19 protein-coding genes and 1 tRNA gene are annotated in these 21280 nt (G+C 70.9%); 12 read left to right on the top strand and 8 right to left on the bottom strand.

Annotated elements, in window-relative coordinates:
* Positions 1-102: 102 nt before the first annotated feature.
* The 3 genes from pflB to VKA29_RS01480 are packed head-to-tail and all read left to right on the top strand — an operon-like array spanning position 103 to position 3469.
* Complete coding sequence (gene pflB / locus VKA29_RS01490) at positions 103-2403, top strand: formate C-acetyltransferase (protein ID WP_324783263.1); 2301 nt, start codon at positions 103-105, stop codon at positions 2401-2403.
* Between the two features lie 12 nt (positions 2404-2415).
* Positions 2416-3243, top strand: a complete 828-nt coding sequence (gene pflA, locus VKA29_RS01485) for a pyruvate formate-lyase-activating protein (RefSeq protein ID WP_324783262.1) — start codon at positions 2416-2418, stop codon at positions 3241-3243.
* A 43-nt stretch (positions 3244-3286) separates the two neighbouring features.
* Positions 3287-3469, top strand: coding sequence for a hypothetical protein (locus VKA29_RS01480; protein ID WP_324783261.1), 183 nt, complete (start codon positions 3287-3289; stop codon positions 3467-3469).
* Between the two features lie 43 nt (positions 3470-3512).
* Here VKA29_RS01480 and mscL read toward each other — a convergent pair whose 3' ends face one another.
* From mscL to VKA29_RS01450, 6 genes are all read right to left on the bottom strand, one after another.
* Positions 3513-3995, bottom strand: coding sequence for a large conductance mechanosensitive channel protein MscL (gene mscL, locus VKA29_RS01475; RefSeq protein ID WP_324783260.1), 483 nt, complete (start codon positions 3993-3995; stop codon positions 3513-3515).
* A 138-nt stretch (positions 3996-4133) separates the two neighbouring features.
* Positions 4134-4673, bottom strand: a complete 540-nt coding sequence (locus VKA29_RS01470) for a hypothetical protein (protein ID WP_420718423.1) — start codon at positions 4671-4673, stop codon at positions 4134-4136.
* 298 nt (positions 4674-4971) lie between these two features.
* Positions 4972-5814: an S-methyl-5'-thioadenosine phosphorylase gene (locus VKA29_RS01465; protein WP_324783258.1), complete on the bottom strand. Its 843-nt coding sequence runs from the start codon at positions 5812-5814 to the stop codon at positions 4972-4974.
* A gap of 79 nt (positions 5815-5893) precedes the next feature.
* Positions 5894-6184, bottom strand: a complete 291-nt coding sequence (locus tag VKA29_RS01460) for an FmdB family zinc ribbon protein (protein ID WP_324783257.1) — start codon at positions 6182-6184, stop codon at positions 5894-5896.
* Between the two features lie 67 nt (positions 6185-6251).
* Positions 6252-7544, bottom strand: coding sequence for an MFS transporter (locus tag VKA29_RS01455; RefSeq protein ID WP_324783256.1), 1293 nt, complete (start codon positions 7542-7544; stop codon positions 6252-6254).
* A 435-nt stretch (positions 7545-7979) separates the two neighbouring features.
* Positions 7980-9515: a potassium/proton antiporter gene (locus VKA29_RS01450; RefSeq protein WP_324783255.1), complete on the bottom strand. Its 1536-nt coding sequence runs from the start codon at positions 9513-9515 to the stop codon at positions 7980-7982.
* Positions 9516-9743: 228 nt separating this feature from the next.
* Between VKA29_RS01450 and VKA29_RS01445 the strand changes: the two genes are divergently transcribed.
* Complete coding sequence (locus tag VKA29_RS01445) at positions 9744-12584, top strand: penicillin acylase family protein (RefSeq protein WP_324783254.1); 2841 nt, start codon at positions 9744-9746, stop codon at positions 12582-12584.
* A gap of 104 nt (positions 12585-12688) precedes the next feature.
* Here VKA29_RS01445 and VKA29_RS01440 read toward each other — a convergent pair whose 3' ends face one another.
* Positions 12689-13291 carry a 5-formyltetrahydrofolate cyclo-ligase gene (locus tag VKA29_RS01440; protein ID WP_324783253.1) on the bottom strand — a complete coding sequence of 201 codons (603 nt, stop codon included), beginning with the start codon at positions 13289-13291 and terminating at the stop codon, positions 12689-12691.
* Positions 13292-13424: 133 nt separating this feature from the next.
* Between VKA29_RS01440 and galU the strand changes: the two genes are divergently transcribed.
* The 8 genes from galU (at position 13425) to VKA29_RS01400 (ending at position 20805) form a co-directional block, all read left to right on the top strand.
* On the top strand, positions 13425-14327 hold the full coding sequence (gene galU, locus VKA29_RS01435) for a UTP--glucose-1-phosphate uridylyltransferase GalU (RefSeq protein WP_324783252.1): 903 nt from the start codon (positions 13425-13427) through the stop codon (positions 14325-14327).
* 4 nt (positions 14328-14331) lie between these two features.
* The gene (gene glp / locus VKA29_RS01430; RefSeq protein WP_324783251.1) at positions 14332-15654 is read left to right on the top strand and encodes a gephyrin-like molybdotransferase Glp; all 1323 of its coding nucleotides are present in this window, start codon (positions 14332-14334) and stop codon (positions 15652-15654) included.
* Positions 15655-15786: 132 nt separating this feature from the next.
* Positions 15787-16266, top strand: coding sequence for a cyclic pyranopterin monophosphate synthase MoaC (gene moaC / locus VKA29_RS01425; RefSeq protein WP_324783250.1), 480 nt, complete (start codon positions 15787-15789; stop codon positions 16264-16266).
* Positions 16263-16805, top strand: a complete 543-nt coding sequence (locus VKA29_RS01420) for a MogA/MoaB family molybdenum cofactor biosynthesis protein (RefSeq protein WP_324783249.1) — start codon at positions 16263-16265, stop codon at positions 16803-16805. Before moaC ends, VKA29_RS01420 begins: the two co-directional genes overlap by 4 nt.
* A 20-nt stretch (positions 16806-16825) precedes the next feature.
* Complete coding sequence (locus tag VKA29_RS01415; protein ID WP_324783248.1) at positions 16826-17482, top strand: GNAT family protein; 657 nt, start codon at positions 16826-16828, stop codon at positions 17480-17482.
* Positions 17483-17667: 185 nt separating this feature from the next.
* On the top strand, positions 17668-18942 hold the full coding sequence (glpR, locus tag VKA29_RS01410) for a gephyrin-like molybdotransferase receptor GlpR (RefSeq protein WP_324783247.1): 1275 nt from the start codon (positions 17668-17670) through the stop codon (positions 18940-18942).
* Between the two features lie 103 nt (positions 18943-19045).
* A tRNA-Ala gene (locus VKA29_RS01405) sits at positions 19046-19119 on the top strand.
* Between the two features lie 456 nt (positions 19120-19575).
* Entirely contained in the window at positions 19576-20805 is a 1230-nt protein-coding gene (locus VKA29_RS01400) for an MFS transporter (RefSeq protein ID WP_324783246.1), read from the top strand.
* Here VKA29_RS01400 and VKA29_RS01395 read toward each other — a convergent pair.
* Positions 20795-21277, bottom strand: coding sequence for a GNAT family N-acetyltransferase (locus tag VKA29_RS01395; RefSeq protein ID WP_324783245.1), 483 nt, complete (start codon positions 21275-21277; stop codon positions 20795-20797). The two genes, VKA29_RS01400 and VKA29_RS01395, sit on opposite strands and share 11 nt — an antisense overlap.
* Between the last annotated feature and the right edge of the window lie 3 nt (positions 21278-21280).

The raw sequence follows: 21280 nt of genomic DNA, 5'->3' as shown, positions 1-21280 counted from the left end.
AGGACCTTTGGACCCCGAGAGGGGACCAACGCTGCCCCCGGACGCGCCCTCACCGACGTGCAATGGAATCGACCCCATGAAGCGATGTGGAAGGTGCGGGCCATGACTGCCACTCCTGCGGAGACCACCAACGTCACTCCCGCCGCGCCCCGGACGGCGCCGGAGCCGTCGGCGCAGGGAGACGCCTGGGCCGGCTTCCGAGGCGGCCTGTGGCGCGATGCCATCGACGTCCGGGACTTCGTGCAGCACAACTACACCCCCTACGAGGGCGACGGCGCTTTCCTCGCCGGACCCACCGAGCGCACCACCAAGGTCTGGAACAAGCTCCTCGCCATGTTCCCGACCGAGAACGAGCGCGGCATCTACGACGTCGACGCCAAGACGCCCTCCCGCATCGACGCTTTCGCCCCCGGCTACGTCGACCGCGACCTCGACCTCATCGTCGGCCTCCAGACCGACGCCCCGCTCAAGCGCGCCATCATGCCCAACGGCGGCTGGCGCATGGTCGAGAGTGCCCTCAACGCCTACGGGTACGAGGCCGACCCCGCCGTGCGGGAGATCTACACCAAGCTCCGCAAGACCCACAACGACGGCGTCTTCGACGCCTACACCCCCGAGATCCGCGCCTGCCGCTCCTCCGGCATCATCACCGGCCTCCCGGACGCCTACGGCCGCGGCCGCATCATCGGCGACTACCGCCGCGTAGCCCTCTACGGTGTGGACCGGCTCATCGCTGCAAAGGGAGCGGACAAACTCGCACTCGAAGTCGAGTGGCCGAGTGCGGAGGTGATCCAGGAACGCGAGGAAGTCGCCGAGCAGATCCGCGCCCTCCAGGAACTCAAGGCGATGGCCCTCTCCTACGGCTACGACATCTCCGGCCCCGCCCGGACCGGCCGCGAGGCCATCCAGTGGCTGTACTTCGCCTACCTCGCCGCCGTCAAGGAGCAGAACGGCGCCGCCATGTCGATCGGCCGCATCGACGCCTTCCTCGACATCTACCTGCAACGGGACATCGAGGCCGGCCTGCTCACCGAGGCCGCGGCCCAGGAACTCATCGACGACTTCGTCGTCAAGCTGCGCATCGTCCGCTTCCTGCGCACCCCCGAGTACAACGAGCTCTACTCCGGCGACCCCACCTGGGTCACCTGGTCCATGGGCGGCATCGGGGACGACGGGCGGCCGCTGGTCACCCGCACCACCTTCCGCGCCCTGAACACCCTCTACAACCTCGGCCCGGCGCCCGAGCCCAACCTCACCGTCTTCTGGTCCCCGCGCCTGCCCGAGGGCTTCAAGAAGTACGCCGCCCGGGTCGCCATCGACACCAGCGCCCTGCAGTTCGAGTCCGACGAGCTGATGCGCCCCAAGTACGGCGACGACACCGCCATCGCCTGCTGCGTCTCCGCGATGGCCATGGGCAAGCAGATGCAGTTCTTCGGCGCCCGCGTCAACGTCGCCAAGGCCCTGCTGTACGCCATCAACGGCGGTCGCGACGAGAAGTCCGGCAAGACCGTCGTCGAGGGCTTCGAGCCGATCACCGACGAGTACCTCGACTACGACACGGTCCTCGCCCGCTACGACGCCATGCTCAGCTGGCTCGCCAAGACCTACGTCCACGCGCTCAACGTCATCCACTACATGCACGACAAGTACGCCTACGAGCGCCTGGAGATGGCCCTGCACGACCGGGCGATCCTGCGCACCATGGCATGCGGCATCGCCGGCCTGTCGGTTGCCGCCGACTCGCTGTCCGCCATCAAGCACGCACATGTGAAGGTGATCCGGGACGAGACCGGCCTCGCCGTCGACTACGTCATCGAGGGCGACTACCCGGCTTACGGCAACAACGACGACCGGGCCGACTCCATCGCCCAGTGGATCGTCCACGAGTTCATGGAGAAGGTCCGCCGGTACCCGACCTACCGCGACGCGGTGCACACCCAGTCGGTCCTGACGATCACCTCCAACGTCGTCTACGGCAAGAAGACCGGCAACACGCCCGACGGCCGCCGCGCGGGCACCCCCTTCGCGCCCGGCGCCAACCCGATGAACGGGCGTGACGAGCACGGATACATCGCCTCGGCGCTGTCCGTCGCCAAGCTCCCGTACGACGACGCGGAGGACGGCATCTCGCTGACCAACACGATCACCCCGGACGCCCTCGGCCGCACTCCCGAGGAGCGCGTCGCCAACCTCTCCGGCGTCCTGGACGGGTTCATCGCCAGCGACGGATTCCACATGAACGTCAACGTGCTCGACAAGGCGACCCTCGAGGACGCGATGGAGCACCCCGAGAAGTACCCGCAGCTGACCATCCGGGTCTCCGGCTACGCGGTCAACTTCATCCGCCTCACCCGCGAGCAGCAGCTCGACGTCATCAACCGCACCTTCCACGGTTCGCTGTAAGGGAGCATGGAGATGACCAGGCTTCTTCCGCCGGCGTCGGCTCTGCCGACACCGGCCGGCGGGCCCGTTTCCGCGGCGGCCACCCCGGCCGCCGCGGCGACCCGCCGCCCGGTCGTCGGGACGGTCCACTCGTGGGACCTGTCGACCGGCGTCGACGGTCCGGGCACCCGCTTCGTCACCTTCCTGTCGGGCTGCCCGCTGTCCTGCCTGTACTGCCACAACCCCGACACCTGGCGGATGCGCGACGGCAAGCGCACCACGGCCGACGAGATCGTCGCCGAAGCCCGCAAGTACACGCGGTTCATCGCCGCCGCCGGCGGCGGCGCCACCATCAGCGGCGGAGAACCGCTGCTGCAACCCGTGTTCACCGGCGAACTGCTGCACCGCTTCAAGAACGAACTCGGCCTGCACACCGCCCTCGACACCTCGGGCTTCCTCGGCGTCCGCGCCACCGACGCCCTTCTGCGCGACACCGACCTGGTCCTGCTCGACATCAAGTCCTGGGATCCCGCCACCTACCGCAAGGTCACCGGTCGCCCCCTGCGCCCCACCCTCGACTTCGCCCGGCGCCTCGCCGACCTGGGCCAGGAGGTCCACGTCCGCTTCGTGCTCGTGCCCGGACTGACCGACGCCCCCGACAACATCGACGGAGTCGCCGCCTTCGCCGCCTCTCTCGGCAACGTCACACGCGTCGATGTCCTGCCCTTCCACAAGCTGGGCGAGGCCAAGTGGCAAGCGCTCGGGCGGCCGTTCGTGCTGCACGACACGCCCTCCCCGACCGCCGAGCAGACCGCTCTGGCCAGGAACATCTTCGCGGCCCACGGCCTCAACGCCGTCTGAGCCGCCGGGTCCCGGCCCGCGCTCCGAGCCGTACCCTGGACGCATGAGCACCGCCCCCGAGCCCGAGCCGCGCGAGCCGAAGGCCTCGCTGATCTTCGACGACCCGCTGGACCAGCAGTCCTCGGACGACACGGACCGCGGGTGGGGCGAGCGGCCCGGCCCTGACGCCGGTGACGTCTCGGACCTGAAGCGCTTCCTCGACGAGAAGCCGCCCCACCACCTGTGAGCCGCGAGGGCCACCGCCCGCCAGGCACGGCGGGCCGCCGCGCCTACCGCTCGGCGGGCCCGGTCCCGCGTCCGCGCTGGGCGACCAGGGCGTCGCGTATCTCCTTCAGCACCTCCAGCTCGGTCACCTCGATGACCTCGCGCGTGCCCTCGCGCGCCTTCCGGCGGGCCTCCTGCCGCGCCAGGTACTTCGACATCGGCAGGACCATCAGGAAGTAGACCACCGCCGCGGTGGTCACGAAGCTGAGCGTCGCACCGAGAACGGTGCCCCACATGATCGGTATTCCGCTCTTCACCGTGCCGTCCGCGGCCACCTGGCACGGATCCTTCAGGCACGAGCTGTAACCGTCGAGGCTCTTCGTCCCGATCGCACCGACGAGCGGATTGATGATCCCCTTCACCACCGAGTTGACGATGTTGGTGAACGCGGCGCCGATGACCACCGCAACTGCCAGGTCGACGACGTTCCCGCGCATCAGGAAGGCCTTGAAGCCCTGCCAGACGCTCGGATTCTTCTTCTCGCTCACCGCGGGGCCTCTCCTCGCACGCACAGGCTGTGGAACAAACAGCTCCGCAACCTACGTCAACGCGACGCGCGCCGGTACGGCCGGGTGGTTTCGAAAGGGGACTCGACAGCATTTCACGCAGGACGCGGAAGACCCTGTTCAGCACAACGTCACCGCCAACCGGGCTGCCGCGCCCGCACCCGCGAGGCGCGCCGCGGTCGACCGGGGCACCGAGAGCACGACCAGCGCGCCGCTGTCGGCCGCACTGTCCAGGGGTTCCGGCACCTGTACGACCCGAGCCCCGCGCGCGACCACACGGGCATCGCCGCCCGTCGCCGTCTCCTGAGCGGCGATGACGTCCACCCGGTCGCCCGGCCGCAGCAGGCGGACCGTGGCCGCGTCGGCGATCCGCACCGGAGCGGACACCGTCTCGACGGCACGATGCCTGCGGACGGCATCCACCGCCGGATGCCCGCGCGCCCGGTCGGCGTCCCGCGGCACGGCCGCCACCAGCGCGGCCGCGGTCACGGCGAGGCCGGCCGCCAGCGCCCGCCTCCGGTGCCCCAGGAGCCGGCGCAGCTGATACCGCCCGCCGCGCACCCGCACGGGAGCGAAGTGCGGCACCTCACACGTGGCGGGAGCGTCCGCGCCGGGCGGGCGCGGAGGCGGCGGCGAGAGGTACGGAGGTGGTGGCGACAGGAATGGAGGCGGCGGGGAGAGGGACGGAGCCGGCGGCGAGAGGGACGGAGCCGGTGGCGAGAGGGACGGAGATGACGGGGAGAGGGGCGAAGGGGGCAGGGACATCGCGGATCACCACCTGCGAAGAGGAATCGGCTGGCGAGCCCACGATGAGGCTTCGCGCCGCCGCTCGCCGGAGCCGGTGGATTACCGACGGGTTGTGGACAACCTGCCCACCCGCACGAGGGAAGAAGTGAACGAGCGCATGCGCGCTGTCGGAGTCCCGCCGTAACCTTCCCCTGTTCCCCGTTTCCGCTCCCTACGGCAGACCGAAGCCCGGGTCCATCCCGCCCAGCGCGTTCGTGCACAGGCAGTCCCGCTCCTCGTTCGCGGGCAGACCGGCCACCACGTCGAACAGCACACCGCGCAGCCGGTCGACGTTGGCCGCGAACACTCGCAGCACCTCTTCGTGCGAGACGCCCTCGCCGGTCTCGGCGCCCGCGTCGAGGTCGGTGACCAGGGTCATGGACGTGTAGCAGAGTTCGAGTTCGCGGGCGAGCGCCGCCTCGGGATGACCCGTCATGCCGACGACGGACCAGCCCTGGGCCTGGTGCCACAGGGATTCGGCACGGGTCGAGAAGCGGGGCCCCTCGACCACGACGAGTGTGCCGCCGTCCACCGGCTCCCAGTCCCGGCCGCGTGCGGCCTTCAGCGCGGCCGTGCGCCCCGCGGGGCAGTAGGGGTCGGCCAGGGAGACGTGCACGACGTTCGGGACGGTCCCGTCGGGAAGCGGCAGCCCGTCGAAGTACGTCCCCGCCCTGGACTTCGTACGGTCGACGAGCTGGTCCGGCACCAGCAGGGTGCCCGGTCCGTACTCGGGGCGCAGACCGCCCACCGCGCACGGGCCGAGGACCTGGCGCACCCCGACCGACCGCAGAGCCCAGAGATTGGCCCGGTAGTTGATGCGGTGCGGCGGCAGGTGGTGCCCGCGTCCGTGCCGGGGCAGGAAGGCGACCCGTCGGCCGGCGACCTCGCCGACGAAGAGGGAGTCGCTGGGTGGTCCGTAGGGGGTGTCCACCTGTATCTCGGTCACGTCGTCGAGGAACGAGTAGAAACCGGAGCCGCCGATCACGCCGATCTCGGCGTTCGCCTTGTTCGCCATGCTCCGCACCCTAGCCGCCGCGGGAAGCGCCGAAGACCCCGCCGTCGGACGACGGCAGGGTCCCGCAAGAAGTGGTTGCCTACGCGGCGGAGCTGCTGGAGGTGGAGCCGGTGCTGGACGGCTTAGAGTCCGAGGACGACGAAGAGGACGACGTCGACGGCTTCGAGGACGCCGGCGAGCTGCTGGACGACGAGCCGCGGCTGTCGTTCCGGTAGAAGCCGGAACCCTTGAAGACAATGCCGACCGCGGAGAACACCTTCTTGAGGCGGCCACCGCAATTGGGGCACTCGGTCAGGGCGTCGTCGGTGAACTTCTGCACCGCCTCGAGGCCCTCGCCGCACTCGGTGCACTGGTACTGGTAGGTGGGCACTGTCTTCCTCCTGGCACTCTCACTCAATGAGTGCTAACGAGGCTCCATAGTGACGTATTCCTGAGGATCAGTCCACTGCGACGGCCTCGCGGTGACCGACGCCACGTGCGACGGTCACCTGCCTGGGCCGGGCCGCGAGCCGCGAGCGGAGGATGATCAGGGTCACCAGGGCGAGCACCGTGCCGCCCATCGGGACGAGGAATCCGGAGCCGTCCCGGAGGCGGTCCTCCAACTGTCCGGCGACCGTGACGGCGGCCGCCTGGCCGAGCGCCACCGCCCCCGTCAGCCAGGTGAAGGCCTCCGTGCGGGCACCGGCCGGCACCAGGCCGTCGACCAGCGTGTAGCCGGTGATCAGCGCGGGCGCGATGCACATGCCGACGAGCAGGCCGAGTCCCGCGAGCAGCGGCACCGAGTGCGCGGCCCACAGGCCGGACGCCGCCAGCGCCAGCGCGCCGTACCCGACGACCAGACGCTGCCGCGCGGCAGCCTTCCAGGCGATCGCACCGCAGACGACGCCGGAGAGCATGTTGCCCGCGGCGAAGACCCCGTACAGCACGCCGTTCAACCCGGGCTCGCCGATCGACTCGGTGAACGCCGCCAGCGAGACCTGCATGCCCCCGAAGACGGAGCCGATGCCCAGGAAGGCGACGACGAGCACGCGCACGCCGGGCACGCGCAGAGCCGACCCGTGCCTCACCCGCGCGTGCCCGGTGCCGGTCACCGCGGGCTCCGTGTTCTTCTGCGCCGCGAACAGCAGGCCGCCGAGCAATGTGAGCGCGGCTTCCGTCACCAGGCCCGCGGCCGGGTCCACGGCGGTGCACAGGGCGGTGGCCAGCAGCGGGCCGACGACGAAGGTCAGCTCGTCCGTGACCGACTCGAAGGCCGCGGCGGTGGTCATCAGGGGCGAGCCCTGGAGCCTCACGCCCCAGCGGGCGCGCACCATCGGCCCGACCTGCGGCACCGAGGCGCCGGTGGGCACGGCCGCGGCGAACAGCGCCCACAGGGGCGCGTGTCCCAGCGCGAGCGCTGTCAGAGCCAGGCCCGACAGCGCGTGCAGCGCCACGCCCGGCACGAGTACGGCGCGCTGCCCGTACCGGTCGGCGAGCCGGCCGGTGAAGGGCGCGAACAACGCCATGGAGACACCGGTGACCGCCGCGGCGGCGCCCGCCGCGCCGTACGAGCCGGTGGTGTGCTGCACGAGCAGCACGATGGAGATGGTGAGCATCGCGAACGGCTGCCGCGCCGCGAAGCCCGGGATCAGGAACGTCCAGGCACCACGGGTGCGCAGCAGTTGCCCGTATCCCGGACGGGAGGATGCCGACGAGTCCTTCGACGACTCGCTGGTGACCGTGGATGCCACGGCCCGTGCCTTTCCGCCGCCTGGTAGCGCGCCGTTGCGGAAGCGCCGAGAGCTGTCCTCATGCGCGGACTGCGGTAGATGCCGGCGCTGATGTGAGGAGCGTCCCGGCCGCCATACGGTCGCGCCAGCTCTGCGTCAGGCAGAGTTGGTTCGATCAGGGTGCGCCTTCATCATACAAGGATCACGCTCGGTGGGCCTGTGAAAGCGAGCGCCACGAGGCCGTCGGCCTGCGATTGCGGGGGTGGTGAACCGTATGAAACACGCCCTTAACGGAAGGCCGCGCCGTTCTGCGCGCCGCGCACGCCCCTGACGTCCGCGCTACGGCGCGCGTACAGCCGGCGCCTGCACGCGCGCCCGCGAAGGGCCGCCGCGCCCGCGAACGACGCGCTCGCGCCGCGCCGCGCACGCCCGGTGCGAGCGCGGCGCCCCACGCCCTCAGCTCCTCGCCTCCGCGCTGTTCGTCCCCAGCCAGCCGGCCAGCTTTCCGCCGCGCCCCACGGCACGCAGCCGGCGCTCCGCCGCGTCCCGCACCGGGTCGGTGGCGACGACGAGGAGTTCGTCCCCGCGCCGCAGCGCCGTCGCGGGTAGCGGGACGAACGATTTCCCGTCACGTACGACGAGCGTGACGGCGGATCCGGCCGGCAGGCGCAGTTCGCTGATCTCGACGCCGTGCATCTTCGACCCCTCGGGGATGGTGACGGACAGCAGATGTCCGCGCAGCCGCTCCAGGGGCGCCGACTCGATGCCCAGGTCGGCCGCCTCGCCGCTCTTGCCCAGGCCGAGAGTGCGGGCGACCCAGGGCAGCGTCGGCCCCTGGATGAGGGTGTAGACGACGACCAGGACGAAGACGATGTTGAAGATGCGGCGGCTGGCGTCGACGCCCTCCACCATGGGAATCGTCGCCAGGATGATGGGCACGGCGCCGCGCAGTCCGGCCCAGGACAGCAGGACCTGCTCCGACCGGGGCAGCCGGAAGGGTGTGAGACATGCCACGACGCTGAGCGGACGCGCCACCATGGTCAGCACCAGCCCGATGACGAGCGCGGGCCAGACGTCGTCGCCCAGCTCGTGCGGGCTGACCAGCAGGCCGAGCAGGACGAACATGCCGATCTGGGCGATCCAGCCGAGCCCTTCGGCGAACCCGCGGGTGGCGGGCCAGTGCGGCAGCTTCGCGTTGCCCAGCACCATCGAGGCGAGGTAGACGGCGAGGAAGCCGCTGCCGTGCGCCAGCGCGCCCGCCGCGTACGCCGTGACGGCGATGGCCATGACGGCGATGGGGTACAGGCCGGAGGCGGGCAGGGCCACGTGCCGAAGGCCCCAGGAGCCGAGCAGGCCCACGGCGAGGCCGACGGCGGCACCGATGGCCAGCTCAAGGGCTATCTCGCCCACCAGCACGTACCAGTGGTCGATCGGGCCGGCGGTGGAGAAGGCGACGACCAGGATGACCACGGGTGCGTCGTTGAAGCCGGACTCGGCCTCCAGGGTGCCCGTCACGCGCGCGGGGAGAGGTATTTTCCGCAGCACCGAGAAGACCGCCGCCGCGTCCGTGGAGGACACGACCGCCCCGATGATGAGCGCCTGCCGCCATGGCAGCCCGGTGAGGTAATGCGCCCCCGTCGCGGTGACGCCCACGCTGACCGCGACACCGACCAGCGCCAGCGCGGAGGCGGCGGGCAGGGCCGGCCTGACCTCCTTCCACTTCGTGCCCAGACCGCCTTCGGCGAGGATCACGACGAGGGCGGCGTACCCGATGACCTGGGTCAGTTCGGCGTTGTCGAAGTGGACGTGGCCGATTCCGTCCTGGCCCATGAGGACGCCGATCCCCAGGTACACGAGCAGGCTGGGGAGCCCGCTGCGCGAGGAGATCCGGACCGCTGCCACGGCGACGAGCAGGACGAGCGAGCAGGCGAGCAGAAGCTGGTTGAGGTGGTGGACAGTCAGCGGCCGTTCCCTTCCACGGCTCGCGCGCATCCCGCGCGGGAGCTCCCGTACATAGGACACGAAGCGGGGTAACTCCGCACCCAAGTACTTTGTTACCTTACCTAACTCTTGACGATCTCTTGACGCTCGCACGGCAAGATCGAACGCTCATCCGGGCCGGTTCCCGACTCCGCGTCAAGTCGTGTCGGGCCCTGCGCCTATGGTTGCTCCAGCACTCCAGGACCGCCTGCCGCTCGCGTTAGGACAGCAAGGACAGCGATGCCCCCCAACACCACCGCCTCAACGGGTCAGCAGCCCGGCAAGTCCGGCAGGAAGAAGGGGCGCCGAGCCCGCCTGCTCGTCCTCGTCCTCGTGCTGGCCGTCGTCGGAGGCGTCGCGTACGGGGCGTACTGGTCAGTCAGTACGGTCCGGGCCTCCTTCCCGCAGACGAAGGGCTCGGTCACCCTCGAGGGCCTGTCGGGGCCCGTGGACGTCAAGCGCGACGGCTACGGCATCCCGCAGATCTACGCCTCCTCCGAAGAGGACCTGTTCATGGCGCAGGGCTACGTCCAGGCGCAGGACCGGTTCTACGAGATGGACGTGCGCCGTCACATGACCTCCGGGCGCCTGTCGGAGATGTTCGGCAAGAGCCAGGTCGGCAACGACGAGTTCCTGCGCACGCTCGGCTGGGACCGGGTGGCGAAGAAGGAGTACGACACCAAGCTGTCGGCCTCCACGAAGAAGTACCTCCAGGCGTACGCCGGGGGAGTCAACGCCTACCTCAAGGGCAGGGACGGCAAGGAGATCTCCCTCGAATACGCCGCCCTGGGCTTCACCAACGACTACAAGCCCGAGAAGTGGACCCCGGTCGACTCGGTCTCCTGGCTGAAGGCGATGGCCTGGGACCTGCGCGGCAACATGCAGGAAGAGATCGACCGCGCCCTGATGACCAGCAGGCTCGGTCCCAAGCAGATCAAGGACCTGTACCCGGACTACCCGTACAGCCGCAACAAGGCGATCGTCCAGGAAGGTCAGTACGACGAGCTGACGAAGACGTTCCAGAAGGCCGGCAGCACGTCGACCGCCGGGACGTCCACCAGCGGCACGACGGGTACCCCGGGCACGACCGGCACGACCGGTACCCCGGGCGCGACGGGTACGACCGGCACGGCGGGAACGGCGGGCACGGCCTCGACGGCCTCGGCGGCCGGGTCCTCCGCCCTGGAGAGCCAGCTGTCGGGCCTCTACGACGTCCTGGACGACGTGCCCGCGGCGGTCGGGGTGAACGGCCAGGGCATAGGCTCGAACTCCTGGGTCGTGGCGGGGAAGCACACCATCACCGGCAAGCCCCTGCTGGCCAATGACCCGCACCTGTCGGCCTCGCTGCCGTCCGTGTGGTACCAGATGGGCCTGCACTGCCGGACCGTCTCCAGCAAGTGCCGGTACGACGTCACCGGTTACACCTTCGCCGGCATGCCCGGCGTGGTCATCGGCCACAACCAGAACATCGCCTGGGGCATGACGAACTCCGGCGTCGACGTCACCGACCTGTACCTGGAGAAGCTCAGCGGCGACGGCTACCTGTACGACGGCAAGGTGAAGCCCTTCACCACCCGTGAGGAGACCATCAAGGTCGCCGGCGACAAGTCGAAGAAGATCGTCGTCCGGGAGACCAACAACGGACCCCTGCTGTCCGACCGCGACAACGAGCTCGTGAAGGTGGGCAAGAAGGCCACCGTCGACACCGCGGCGCCCGACCGCGGCGACGGCTACGGCATCGCCCTGCGCTGGACCGCCCTCGACGCGGGCACCACCATGGACGCCGTCTTCGCGATGGACAGGGCGGCCGACTGGAACGGCTTCCGGGCCGCCGCCACCCTGTTCGACGTGCCCTCGCAGAACCTGATCTACGCCGACACCAAGAACCACATCGGCTACACGCTGCCCGGCAAGATCCCCCTGCGCGCGAAGGGCCACGACGGCTCCATCCCGGCGCCCGGATGGGACTCCGGGTACGAGTGGACCGGATACGTCCCGCAGGACGCGCTGCCCTACGAGTTCGACCCGGAGCGCGGCTACATCGTCACCGCCAATCAGGCCGTCGTCGACGAGGCCAAGTACCCCTACACGCTCACCACGGACTGGGGCTACGGCACTCGCAGCCAGCGCATCACCGACCTGATCGAGTCGAAGATCAAGGGTGGCGGCAAGATCTCCACCGACGACATGCGCCAGATGCAGATGGACAACAGCAGCCAGATCGCCAGGCTGCTCGTGCCCAAGCTGCTCAAGATCGACATCGATGACAAGGCGGTCCGCGACGCGCAGGAGCTGCTGGAGGGCTGGGACTACACCCAGGACGCCGATTCGGCGGCGGCGGCCTACTTCAACGCCGTCTGGCGCAACATCCTCAAGCTCGCCTTCGGCAACAAGCTCCCCAAGGAGCTGCGGGTCGAGGGACAGTGCCTGTGGGTCGACCCGGTCAACACCACCGGCCCCGTGGACGACACCGAGAAGGTGCGCGAGTGCGGCCAGCGGGACGCCGACCAGGCGCAGCCCGACGGCGGCGACCGCTGGTTCGAGGTGGTCCGCAACCTCATGGACGACGAGAACAGCGACTGGTGGAGGACCCCGGGCGGGGTCGGCGACCGTCCGAAGGCCGAGAACCGCGACCAGCTGTTCAAGCGCGCCATGATCGACGCACGCTGGGAGCTGACCGCCAAGCTCGGAAAGGACACCGACACCTGGAGCTGGGGCCGGCTGCACCGCCTGTTCCTGAAGAACCAGACGCTCGGCACTGAGGGCCCCGGCTTCCTGCAGTACGTCCTCAACCGCGGACCCTGGAAGCTCAGCGGCGGCGAGGCCACGGTCAACGCCAGCGGTTGGAACGCCGCCGGAGGCTACGGCGTCGTGTGGGTGCCGTCGATGCGGATGGTGGTCAACCTCGGCGACCTCGACAAGTCGAAGTGGATCAACCTCACCGGAGCGTCCGGGCACGCCTACAGTGCCCACTACACCGACCAGACCGGCAAGTGGGCCAAGGGCGAACTGCTGCCGTGGTCCTTCTCCGGCGACGCGGTCGACAAGGGCACGAGCGACACGCTGGCGCTGAAGCCGTGAGCCGTCCCCTGGACTGAGGCCGCGAGGCGCGTGCGTGGGGGTGCGCGCCTGGCACGCCAGGCGCGCGCGAGGTGTTCGACGGGCATCGCGCGCCCGCCGGACGGTCACGCGCCGCCGCTGCCGTCCTCACCACCGCCGAAGCGGCGCACGCCCGACGGGGTCACCACCGCGTGCACCGGCCGGTCGTGCGCCTCCTCCGGCACGCGCGCGACGACTTCCGAGTCGTAGAGCAGCACCAGGAGCGCGGGGCGTGCGCCTGCGCTTTCCAGCCGCGCGAGCACGCGGTCGTACGACCCTCCGCCGCGCCCCAGCCGCAGCCCGCGCGTGTCGACCGCCAGTCCCGGCAGCAGCACCACGTCCGCCTCGGTCACGGCGTCCGGCCCCAGCCGGTCGCCCACCGGCTCGAAGAGCGCCATCTTCCCGCCGTGCCGCACCCGCGCGAGGGAGCCCTCACCGGCGTACGCACCCCAGTCCAGGTCGTTGTCCGGGAGGAGCGCCGGGAGCAGTACGCGCACGCCCCGCTCGCGCAGCGCGTCCAGAAGGGCGAGAGTTCCCGGCTCGCTTCCCACCGAGACGTACGCCGCCACCGTGCGCGCGTGCGCCAACTCCGGCAGTTCGAGCGCGCGCCCGGCCAGCGCGTTCGCCGCCTCCTGCACGTCATCCGCGGTCAATCTGCTTCTCACCGTCAGGATCTCTCGCCGCAACATCCGTTTGCCAGGCTCGGCAGCACTTCCGATGTGACTCACAGGTCGTACCTGTACCTTTCCTAATGCGCTCATATGCGGGCCAATTAACCGGAGCTACAGATTCCTTGCAAAGTCACCGGATAAGGTTGCGGGCATGACCCAGTCGCACCTCAGGATCAGCAAGGCCGTCATTCCCGCAGCGGGCCTCGGCACCCGGTTCCTGCCGGCCACCAAGGCCACTCCCAAGGAGATGCTGCCGGTTGTCGACAAGCCGGCGATCCAGTATGTGGTCGAGGAGGCCGTGTCCGCGGGCCTCGACGACGTCCTCATGATCACGGGCCGTAACAAGCGCCCCCTGGAGGACCACTTCGACCGCAACTACGAGCTCGAGTCGGCTCTCCAGAAGAAGGGCGACGCCGGCCGGCTCGCCAAGGTCCAGGCGTCGAGCGACCTGGCGACCATGCACTACGTGCGACAGGGCGACCCGAAGGGCCTCGGGCACGCCGTCCTGTGCGCGGCCCCGCACGTCGGCCAGGAGCCCTTCGCCGTCCTGCTGGGCGACGACCTGATCGACCCCCGCGACCCGCTCCTCGCGCGCATGGTCGAGGTGCAGGAGCAGCGTGGCGGCAGCGTCATCGCGCTGATGGAGGTCGCGCCGGAGCAGATCCACCTCTACGGGTGCGCGGCCGTCGAGCCGACCGAGGACAGCGACGTCGTCAAGGTGACCGGCATGGTCGAGAAGCCCGACGCGGCCGACGCGCCCTCCAACTACGCGGTCATCGGACGATATGTGCTGGACCCGCACATCTTCGACATACTGCGCAAGACCGAGCCGGGCCGTGGCGGCGAGATCCAGCTCACCGACGCCCTTCAGCAGCTCGCGGAGGGCGACAAGGCCGGCGGCCCGGTGCACGGCGTCGTCTTCAAGGGCCGTCGCTATGACACCGGTGACCGTGGCGACTACCTGCGTGCCATTGTCAGACTCGCGTGCGAACGTGAAGACCTGGGCCCCGACTTCCGGGCCTGGCTTCGCAGTTACGTAGCCGAGGAGATGTAGCGATTTGAACAGCGCCGCGCCCCGCACCGCCGGCCAGGACCACCTGTGGTCGGTGGACGAGCACCTGGAGGACATCCTCGCGACCGTCCGTCCTCTCGAACCCATCGAGCTGAACCTGCTGGACGCACAGGGCTGCGTCCTGGTCGAGGACGTCACGGTGCCGGTCTCGCTGCCGCCGTTCGACAACAGCTCCATGGACGGGTACGCGGTGCGGGTCGCGGATGTCGCGGGCGCGAGCGAGGAGTTCCCCGCCGTCCTGGACGTCGTCGGGGACGTCGCGGCGGGCCAGGCCGACCTGATCCAGGTGGGTCCTGGTCAGGCCGCCCGCATCATGACCGGCGCCCCGCTGCCGCCCGGCGCCGAGACCGTCGTCCCCGTCGAGTGGACCGACGGGGGCCTCGGCGAGGGCCCGGTCACGGGCATGCGCGCCCGCAGCCTGGCACCCGAGGGCGCCGAGGGACAGGTGCGCGTGTACCGGCCCGCGGAGGCGCGCGCGCACGTGCGCGCGATGGGCAGCGACGTCAAGGCCGGCGACCGCGCGCTCGACGCCGGCACCGTCCTCGGGCCCCCGCAGATCGCTCTGCTGGCGTCCATCGGCCGGGGAACGGTACGCGTGCGCCCGCGCCCGCGCGTGGTCGTCCTGTCCACCGGCAGCGAACTCGTCCAGCCCGACGAGGGACTGGGCAGCGGCCAGATCTACGACTCCAACAGCTTCGCGCTCACCGCCGCCGCCCGTGACGCCGGCGCCATCGCCTACCGGGTGGGTGCCGTGGTCGACGACGCCGAGATCCTGCGCTCCACCATCGAGGACCAGCTCGTCCGCGCCGACCTGATGGTCACCACGGGCGGTGTCAGCGTCGGGGCGTACGACGTCGTCAAGGAGGCGCTGTCACACCTCGGCGACGAGGACGAGGCCGGCAGCGGCGTCGAGTTCCGCAAGCTCGCCATGCAGCCCGGCAAGCCCCAGGGCTTCGGCTCCGTCGGCCCCGACCACATCCCGCTGCTCGCACTGCCGGGCAACCCCGTCTCGTCGTACGTCTCCTTCGAACTCTTCGTCCGTCCCGTGATCCGCACGCTCATGGGACTCGGCGACGTCCACCGGCCGAGGACCCGCGCCACCCTGACCACCGGCAAGGCGCTGACCTCGCCGAAGGGGCGCAGGCAGTTCCTGCGGGGGGAGTACGCCGACGGTTCCGTGACCCCGGTCGGCGGGGCCGGCTCGCACCTGGTCGCCGCCCTCGCGCGCGCCGACGCGCTGATCGTCGTTCCGGAGGACGTGGAGTCCGTCGAACCCGGTGCCGAGGTCGAGGTCGTCCTGCTGCGCTGAGCGCACGCGCGCGTGGCGGTCCGCGGGGACGGGTCCTGATCCGCTGTCCGCGCCGTCTTGGCGGTACCGTGTCGCGCACAGCAGGCCTGCGCGCCGTACCGCGGCGGGCCCGGACCGGGAGTGCCACACAGCATGAGTACGCAGGACCGCTTGACGCACATCGACGACGCCGGCGCCGCCCGCATGGTCGACGTCTCGGACAAGGACGTCACCGCGCGCACCGCCCGCGCCAGCGGACGCGTCCTCGTCTCGCCGAGCGTGGTCGAGCTGCTGCGCGGCGAGGGAGTCCCCAAGGGGGACGCGCTCGCCACGGCGCGGATCGCGGGCATCATGGGCGCCAAACGCACACCGGACCTCATCCCGCTGTGTCATCCCTTGTCGCTGTCCGGTGTGAAGCTGGATCTGGCGGTCGCGGACGACGCCGTGGAGATCCGCGCCACGGTGAAGACGACGGACCGCACGGGCGTCGAGATGGAGGCCCTCACCGCGGTCTCCGTCGCCGCGCTCACCGTGATCGACATGGTCAAGGCCGTCGACAAGGGAGCGGTCATCACGGACGTACGGGTGGAGGAGAAGACGGGCGGCAAGTCGGGCGACTGGAGCCGGGCGTGAGCGCCGGGGCGCACGCCGCGAGCGGCGCGCCCGCGCCGTACCGCGCGCTCGTCGTGACCGCATCCAACCGTGCCGCTGCCGGTGTCTACGAGGACCGGGGCGGCCCGCTGATCGCCGAGGGCCTCGCGCGCTTCGGCTTCGCCGTCGAGGGGCCGCAGATCGTGCCCGACGGGGATCCCGTGGAGGCCGCGCTGCGCGCCGCGGTCGAGGCCGGGTACGACGTCGTCGTCACGACCGGCGGCACCGGCATCTCGCCGACCGACCGGACGCCCGAGGCGACGCGCAGGGTGATCGACTTCGAGGTGCCGGGCATTGCCGAGGCCATCAGGGCGTTCGGACGGGAGAAGGTGCCGACCGCCGCGCTCTCCCGGGGCCTGTCAGGAGTGGCGGGGCGGACGCTGATCGTCAACCTGCCGGGTTCGGCCGGCGGGGTGAAGGACGGGCTGGCCGTCCTCGAACCCCTGCTGAGGCACGCCGTCGACCAGGTCCGTGGCGGTGACCACCCGAGACCCGGCCCCACTCCTGGGGGTGCGAGCTGAACAGCCCATCCTGGCCCGTCGTGCTGGCGGACGGCGACGTCGTCCTCCGGCCGATAAGAATGCGCGACCAGCGGGCCTGGCGCGAGGTCAACCGGCGCAACCGGGACTGGCTGCGCCCCTGGGAGGCGACCATCCCGCCGCCCACGCCCAGCGGGCCCGTCACGCACCGGCCGACCTACCGCCAGATGGTCCGTCATCTGCGGTCGGAGGCGAACGCGCACCGGATGCTGCCGTTCGTCATCGAGTACCAGGGACGGCTGGTCGGGCAGTTGACGGTCGCCGGGATCACCTGGGGCTCGATGTGCTCGGGGCACGTCGGCTACTGGGTCGACGAGGCGGTCGCCGGGCGCGGTGTGATGCCGACGGCCGTGGCGCTCGCCGTGGACCACTGTTTCCGGACCGTCGGTCTGCACCGCATCGAGGTCTGCATTCGCCCCGAGAACGGGCCCAGCCGTCGGGTCGTGGAAAAACTGGGATTCCGCGAGGAGGGCCTGCGGCCGCGTTATCTCCACATCGACGGAGCCTGGCGCGACCACCTCGTCTTCGCGCTGACCGCGGAAGAGGTCCCGGACGGACTGCTGAGCCGCTGGCATCGGGCACGTTCCCGGCCGACGTCGCCCGGCGCCTCGCGCGGCACCCCGCGGAACCCGCAGAACACGCCGGGCAATCCCGCATAGCCCCAGAATTGAATAAACGTTCGAATTGGGTCGCGCGTCGACCGTCTCCGGGCATTAATTCTCCGGCGGGTGCCCGACTGTCGATCGCGTCGGTCACAAAAAAAGTTCGAAATATCAGCCTGATCGTGCGACACACCGGCTCAATTGGCGGATGGCCTCACGTAAACCCCTCTACCGTGTGAGGCGTGAGCAGCAGCGGCCTCATCTACGCAGTCATCGTCGGGGCCTGGGCCGCCTACTTGGTGCCGATGTGGCTCCGTAGGCAGGACGAGCTGAACGAGGCCCGTCCGACGGAACGCTTCAGCACAGCCATCCGGTTGCTGTCCGGACGGGCGGGGATGGAGCGCCGGTACGCCAAGGACCTGCGCGCGCGCTCCGCCGACGAGGGGGAGCCCGACGCCGACGCTCCGGACGCCGTCACCGACTCGGTGGACGTCCGGGCCTTCGCCATGCCTCCGACCCGGCCGCAGGCCCGCGCAGAGGTGCAGGCGCGGGCGGCCGGGCGGGCGCAACCGGCGCACGAACCCTCGGACGCGCCGGCATCCGGTTCCGCACCGGCGCCGGCATCCGGTTCCGCGCCGGCGCCCGCACAGAACTCCGCACCCGCGCGCGAGCGTGTTCCCGCCGCCAGGCGTACGCCCGCCGCGGAAGCGGCTGCGGCACGCGCCCGGCGCACGAAGGTGCTCGCGCGCCGTCGGCGCACGACCGTCGTGCTGTTCCTCGCCTTCACTCTCGGCGCGATCGTCGCGGCCGTCGGCGGACTCGCTCTGCTGTGGGCACCCGGCGTGCCCGCGATACTGCTCAGCGCGTACATCGCCTATCTGCGCTCCCAGGAGCGCCGTCGTTTCGCCTTCCAGATGGACCGGCGCCGCGCCGAGGCCGCCGCGCAGCGGCTGCGGGAGCGCCAGCAGCGCCAGCCACGTCGGCGTCCCCCCGCCGAGGCGGACGCCGACGAGCCGGACGAAGGTCCTGAGCCGGAGACCGACCCCGGTCTGTCCGCGCTCGCGGCCGACCGGCGTGCGCTGGTCGAGCAGACCGACCACGCCGAGTGGGTCGACCAGCAGCGGGAACGGCAGCGACTGCCCGGGCACGGGGAGAGCTGGGACCCGGTGCCGGTGCCGTTGCCGACGTACGTGACCGCGCCGGTCGCTCCGCGGGCCGCCACGGACGTGGATCTCGGGGCGCCGGACACGTGGAGTTCGGCGCGGTCGAGTTCCGTCGGCCGGGAGCAGGACGCGCCGCCCGCACCCGGCGCAGAGCGGACCGGGGACCCCGCCGCCACGCACGCGCCGGAGCACGCGCACGCGGACGCGGACGGCGCCGAGGAGGACCGGGCCGACGACGACGTGCGCAGTGACGCCCGTCGGGCGGCCTCGGCCCGGCGGGCGCGGGAGCGGGGGCGTACGCCGCTGTTCGACCAGTACGAGGACGGCGAGCGGCCGCGTGCCGCCAACGAGTAGCGGGCCACCGGCCACCACGCCCACCTGCGCCGCATCCGCCGACGGGCCCGGGAACGGATTTCCAAGCACCGCGATCGGGATGCTAGAGTTTCACTCGTTGCAAGGGCCTGTGGCGCAGTCCGGTAGCGCACCTCGTTCGCATCGAGGGGGCCAGGGGTTCAAATCCCCTCAGGTCCACGCAGCTCGGAGCCTCGGTCGGTGAATACCGACCGAGGCTCCGACATGTTGTAGGGCAGCGAAGTCCGGTTGCGGCTGCACGCGGTGCGCCGAAGGGCGCTCGCAGACGATCGACACGTGCGGCGGGCCCACCGGCTCGGTGCTCATAGTCGTGCGGATGCCTCCGTCCGGGGTTCCGATCGAGAACCCCGCCGACCCTGTCACCCCCGCCGTCCCCGCAGTCCCCGCCGAACGACCGGATCATGTCCGTCAGTTGGCGGGCGCCTGCCGGATACGATCCCTGTCATGCATCACCTCTGTGACTGACCAGCCGTCGTTTCGCGGTCCCTTGCCCGGGCCGTGGAGCACACGACGTCATGTCCGTCGTTCGTCCCGGCCGTCGATCGGGACGTCGCACCGCTGGAGTCACTGGTGTTCTTCGCTCGACCGCGCTCTCCTGGCGGCGTCGTCGCGCTCATGCGTGACAACGCCGACTTCCGGCGCCTCTTCTGCGCTTCCGCTCTCAGTCTGACGGGTGACTGGTTCACCTTCGTCGCCCTGAGCGGCTTCGTCTACCGTCATACGGGCTCGCCGGGCTGGACGGCACTGCTGTTCGCCGTCAACTCGCTGCCCGGGGTGGTGCTGCTGCCGCTGATCGGTCCGCTCACCGACCGCGTCGACCGGCGACGCCTGCGCATCGCCTGCGACCTGGGCGCGGTCGTCCCGGTCGCCGGCCTGCTGGTCGCCTTTCACACCCGGTCCGTCCCCCTGGCCCTCGGCTGCCTGGCGGTGCTCTCCCTCGCCGCCACCGTCGCGAGCCCCATCCCTGAGGCCGCTCTGCCCAACCTCGTCACCTCGCGCGAACTCCCCCTGGCCCAGACCGTGCTCGGCAGCCTGTACTCGGCGGGCCTGCTGGTGGGAGCCGGCCTCGGAGGCGTGGTCTGTGCGGCATGGGGCGCCTCGGCCACGCTCGTCATCGACGGCGCGTCGTTCGCCGTCTCCGCGCTCCTCGTCGCGAGGATCAGACGACCGCTGTCCGCGACGATGACGACCCGTCGGATCCGGATGCGGGCCGACACGGCCGAACTCCGGGCCTTCGTGCGGGCCACCCCGGTGGTGTCCGCGTTCCTGTGGCTGACCGTGGGACTGCGCGTCTGCTACGGCGTCGTGGGCCTGCTGCCGGTGTACGCCCTCGACCGCTTCCACGCCGGCGACGCCGGCGTCGGGGCGCTGTATCTCGCCCAAGGACTCGGCGCCGTGCTCGGTCCCTTCCTCGGCCGACGGCTCGTCGCCGGGTCGATGCGCCGGAGACTGCACACGGCCGGAGCCGCCCTGGCGGTCTTCGGACTCGGCTACCTTGCCCTGGCCCAGGTCACGGCCCTGGGGCCGGCCATGGCCGCGGCCCTGATCGGCCACCTCGGAGTGGGCGCGTGCGCCATCCTCGCCGTCAACGGCCTGCAACTCGCGACCCCGGACCACATCCGCGGCCGTGTCATGGTCCTCGTCTTCGGACTGTCCTCGGCCTTCCAGGGCGTGTCGTCCCTCGCGGTGGCCCCGCTGGCCGCGTCCATCGGCATGCCCGGCACCACCCGGCTGTCGGCCGGGCTCGCCGTCGTCTGCGCGATCACGTGGGCGATCGGTGTGACCCGCGAGGACCGCCCGAAGAACGGGCAGGGCCGGGCCGCGGCCGACCGGCTCAGGGGCTGAGCGGCTTGGCGTAGCACAGGCTCTCCGGGTGGAAGCGGTAGTAGCCGAACTTCTCGCAGGGCTCGTAGCCGGAGGACGTGTACAGGGCGACGGCCTCCGGCTGCTTCGTGCCGGTCTCCAGGACCATGCGCAGACGGCCGGCCGCGCGCGCGTCCTCCTCCAGGACGGCCAGGATGCGGCGGGCGAGGCCGCGGCCGCGCATGCCGTCGATCACGTACATCCGCTTCAGCTCGGCGTCCCCGTCGCGGTTGCCCTCGCCGTTGGTGTCCCGGGCGCGCCAGCCGCCGGTGGCGACGGGGCTGTCGCCGGCGTCGTAGGCGATCAGGTACACGCCGTTCGGCGGCTCGAAGTCCTCCGGGGCCAGTTCGGTGGCGTCGCCGCCGTCGCCGTAGCGGACGTGGTACTCGGCCTGGACCTGGTCGTTGAGCTTGACGGCGTCGGGGTGGTCGAACGGGACGCGACGGATATGCATGTT

The organism is Streptomyces sp. H51 (assembly GCF_035656535.1).
Lineage (GTDB): Bacteria > Actinomycetota > Actinomycetes > Streptomycetales > Streptomycetaceae > Streptomyces.
Note: the sequence above shows the minus strand (reverse complement) of the source record. Positions and strands in the feature narration are given on the sequence as shown.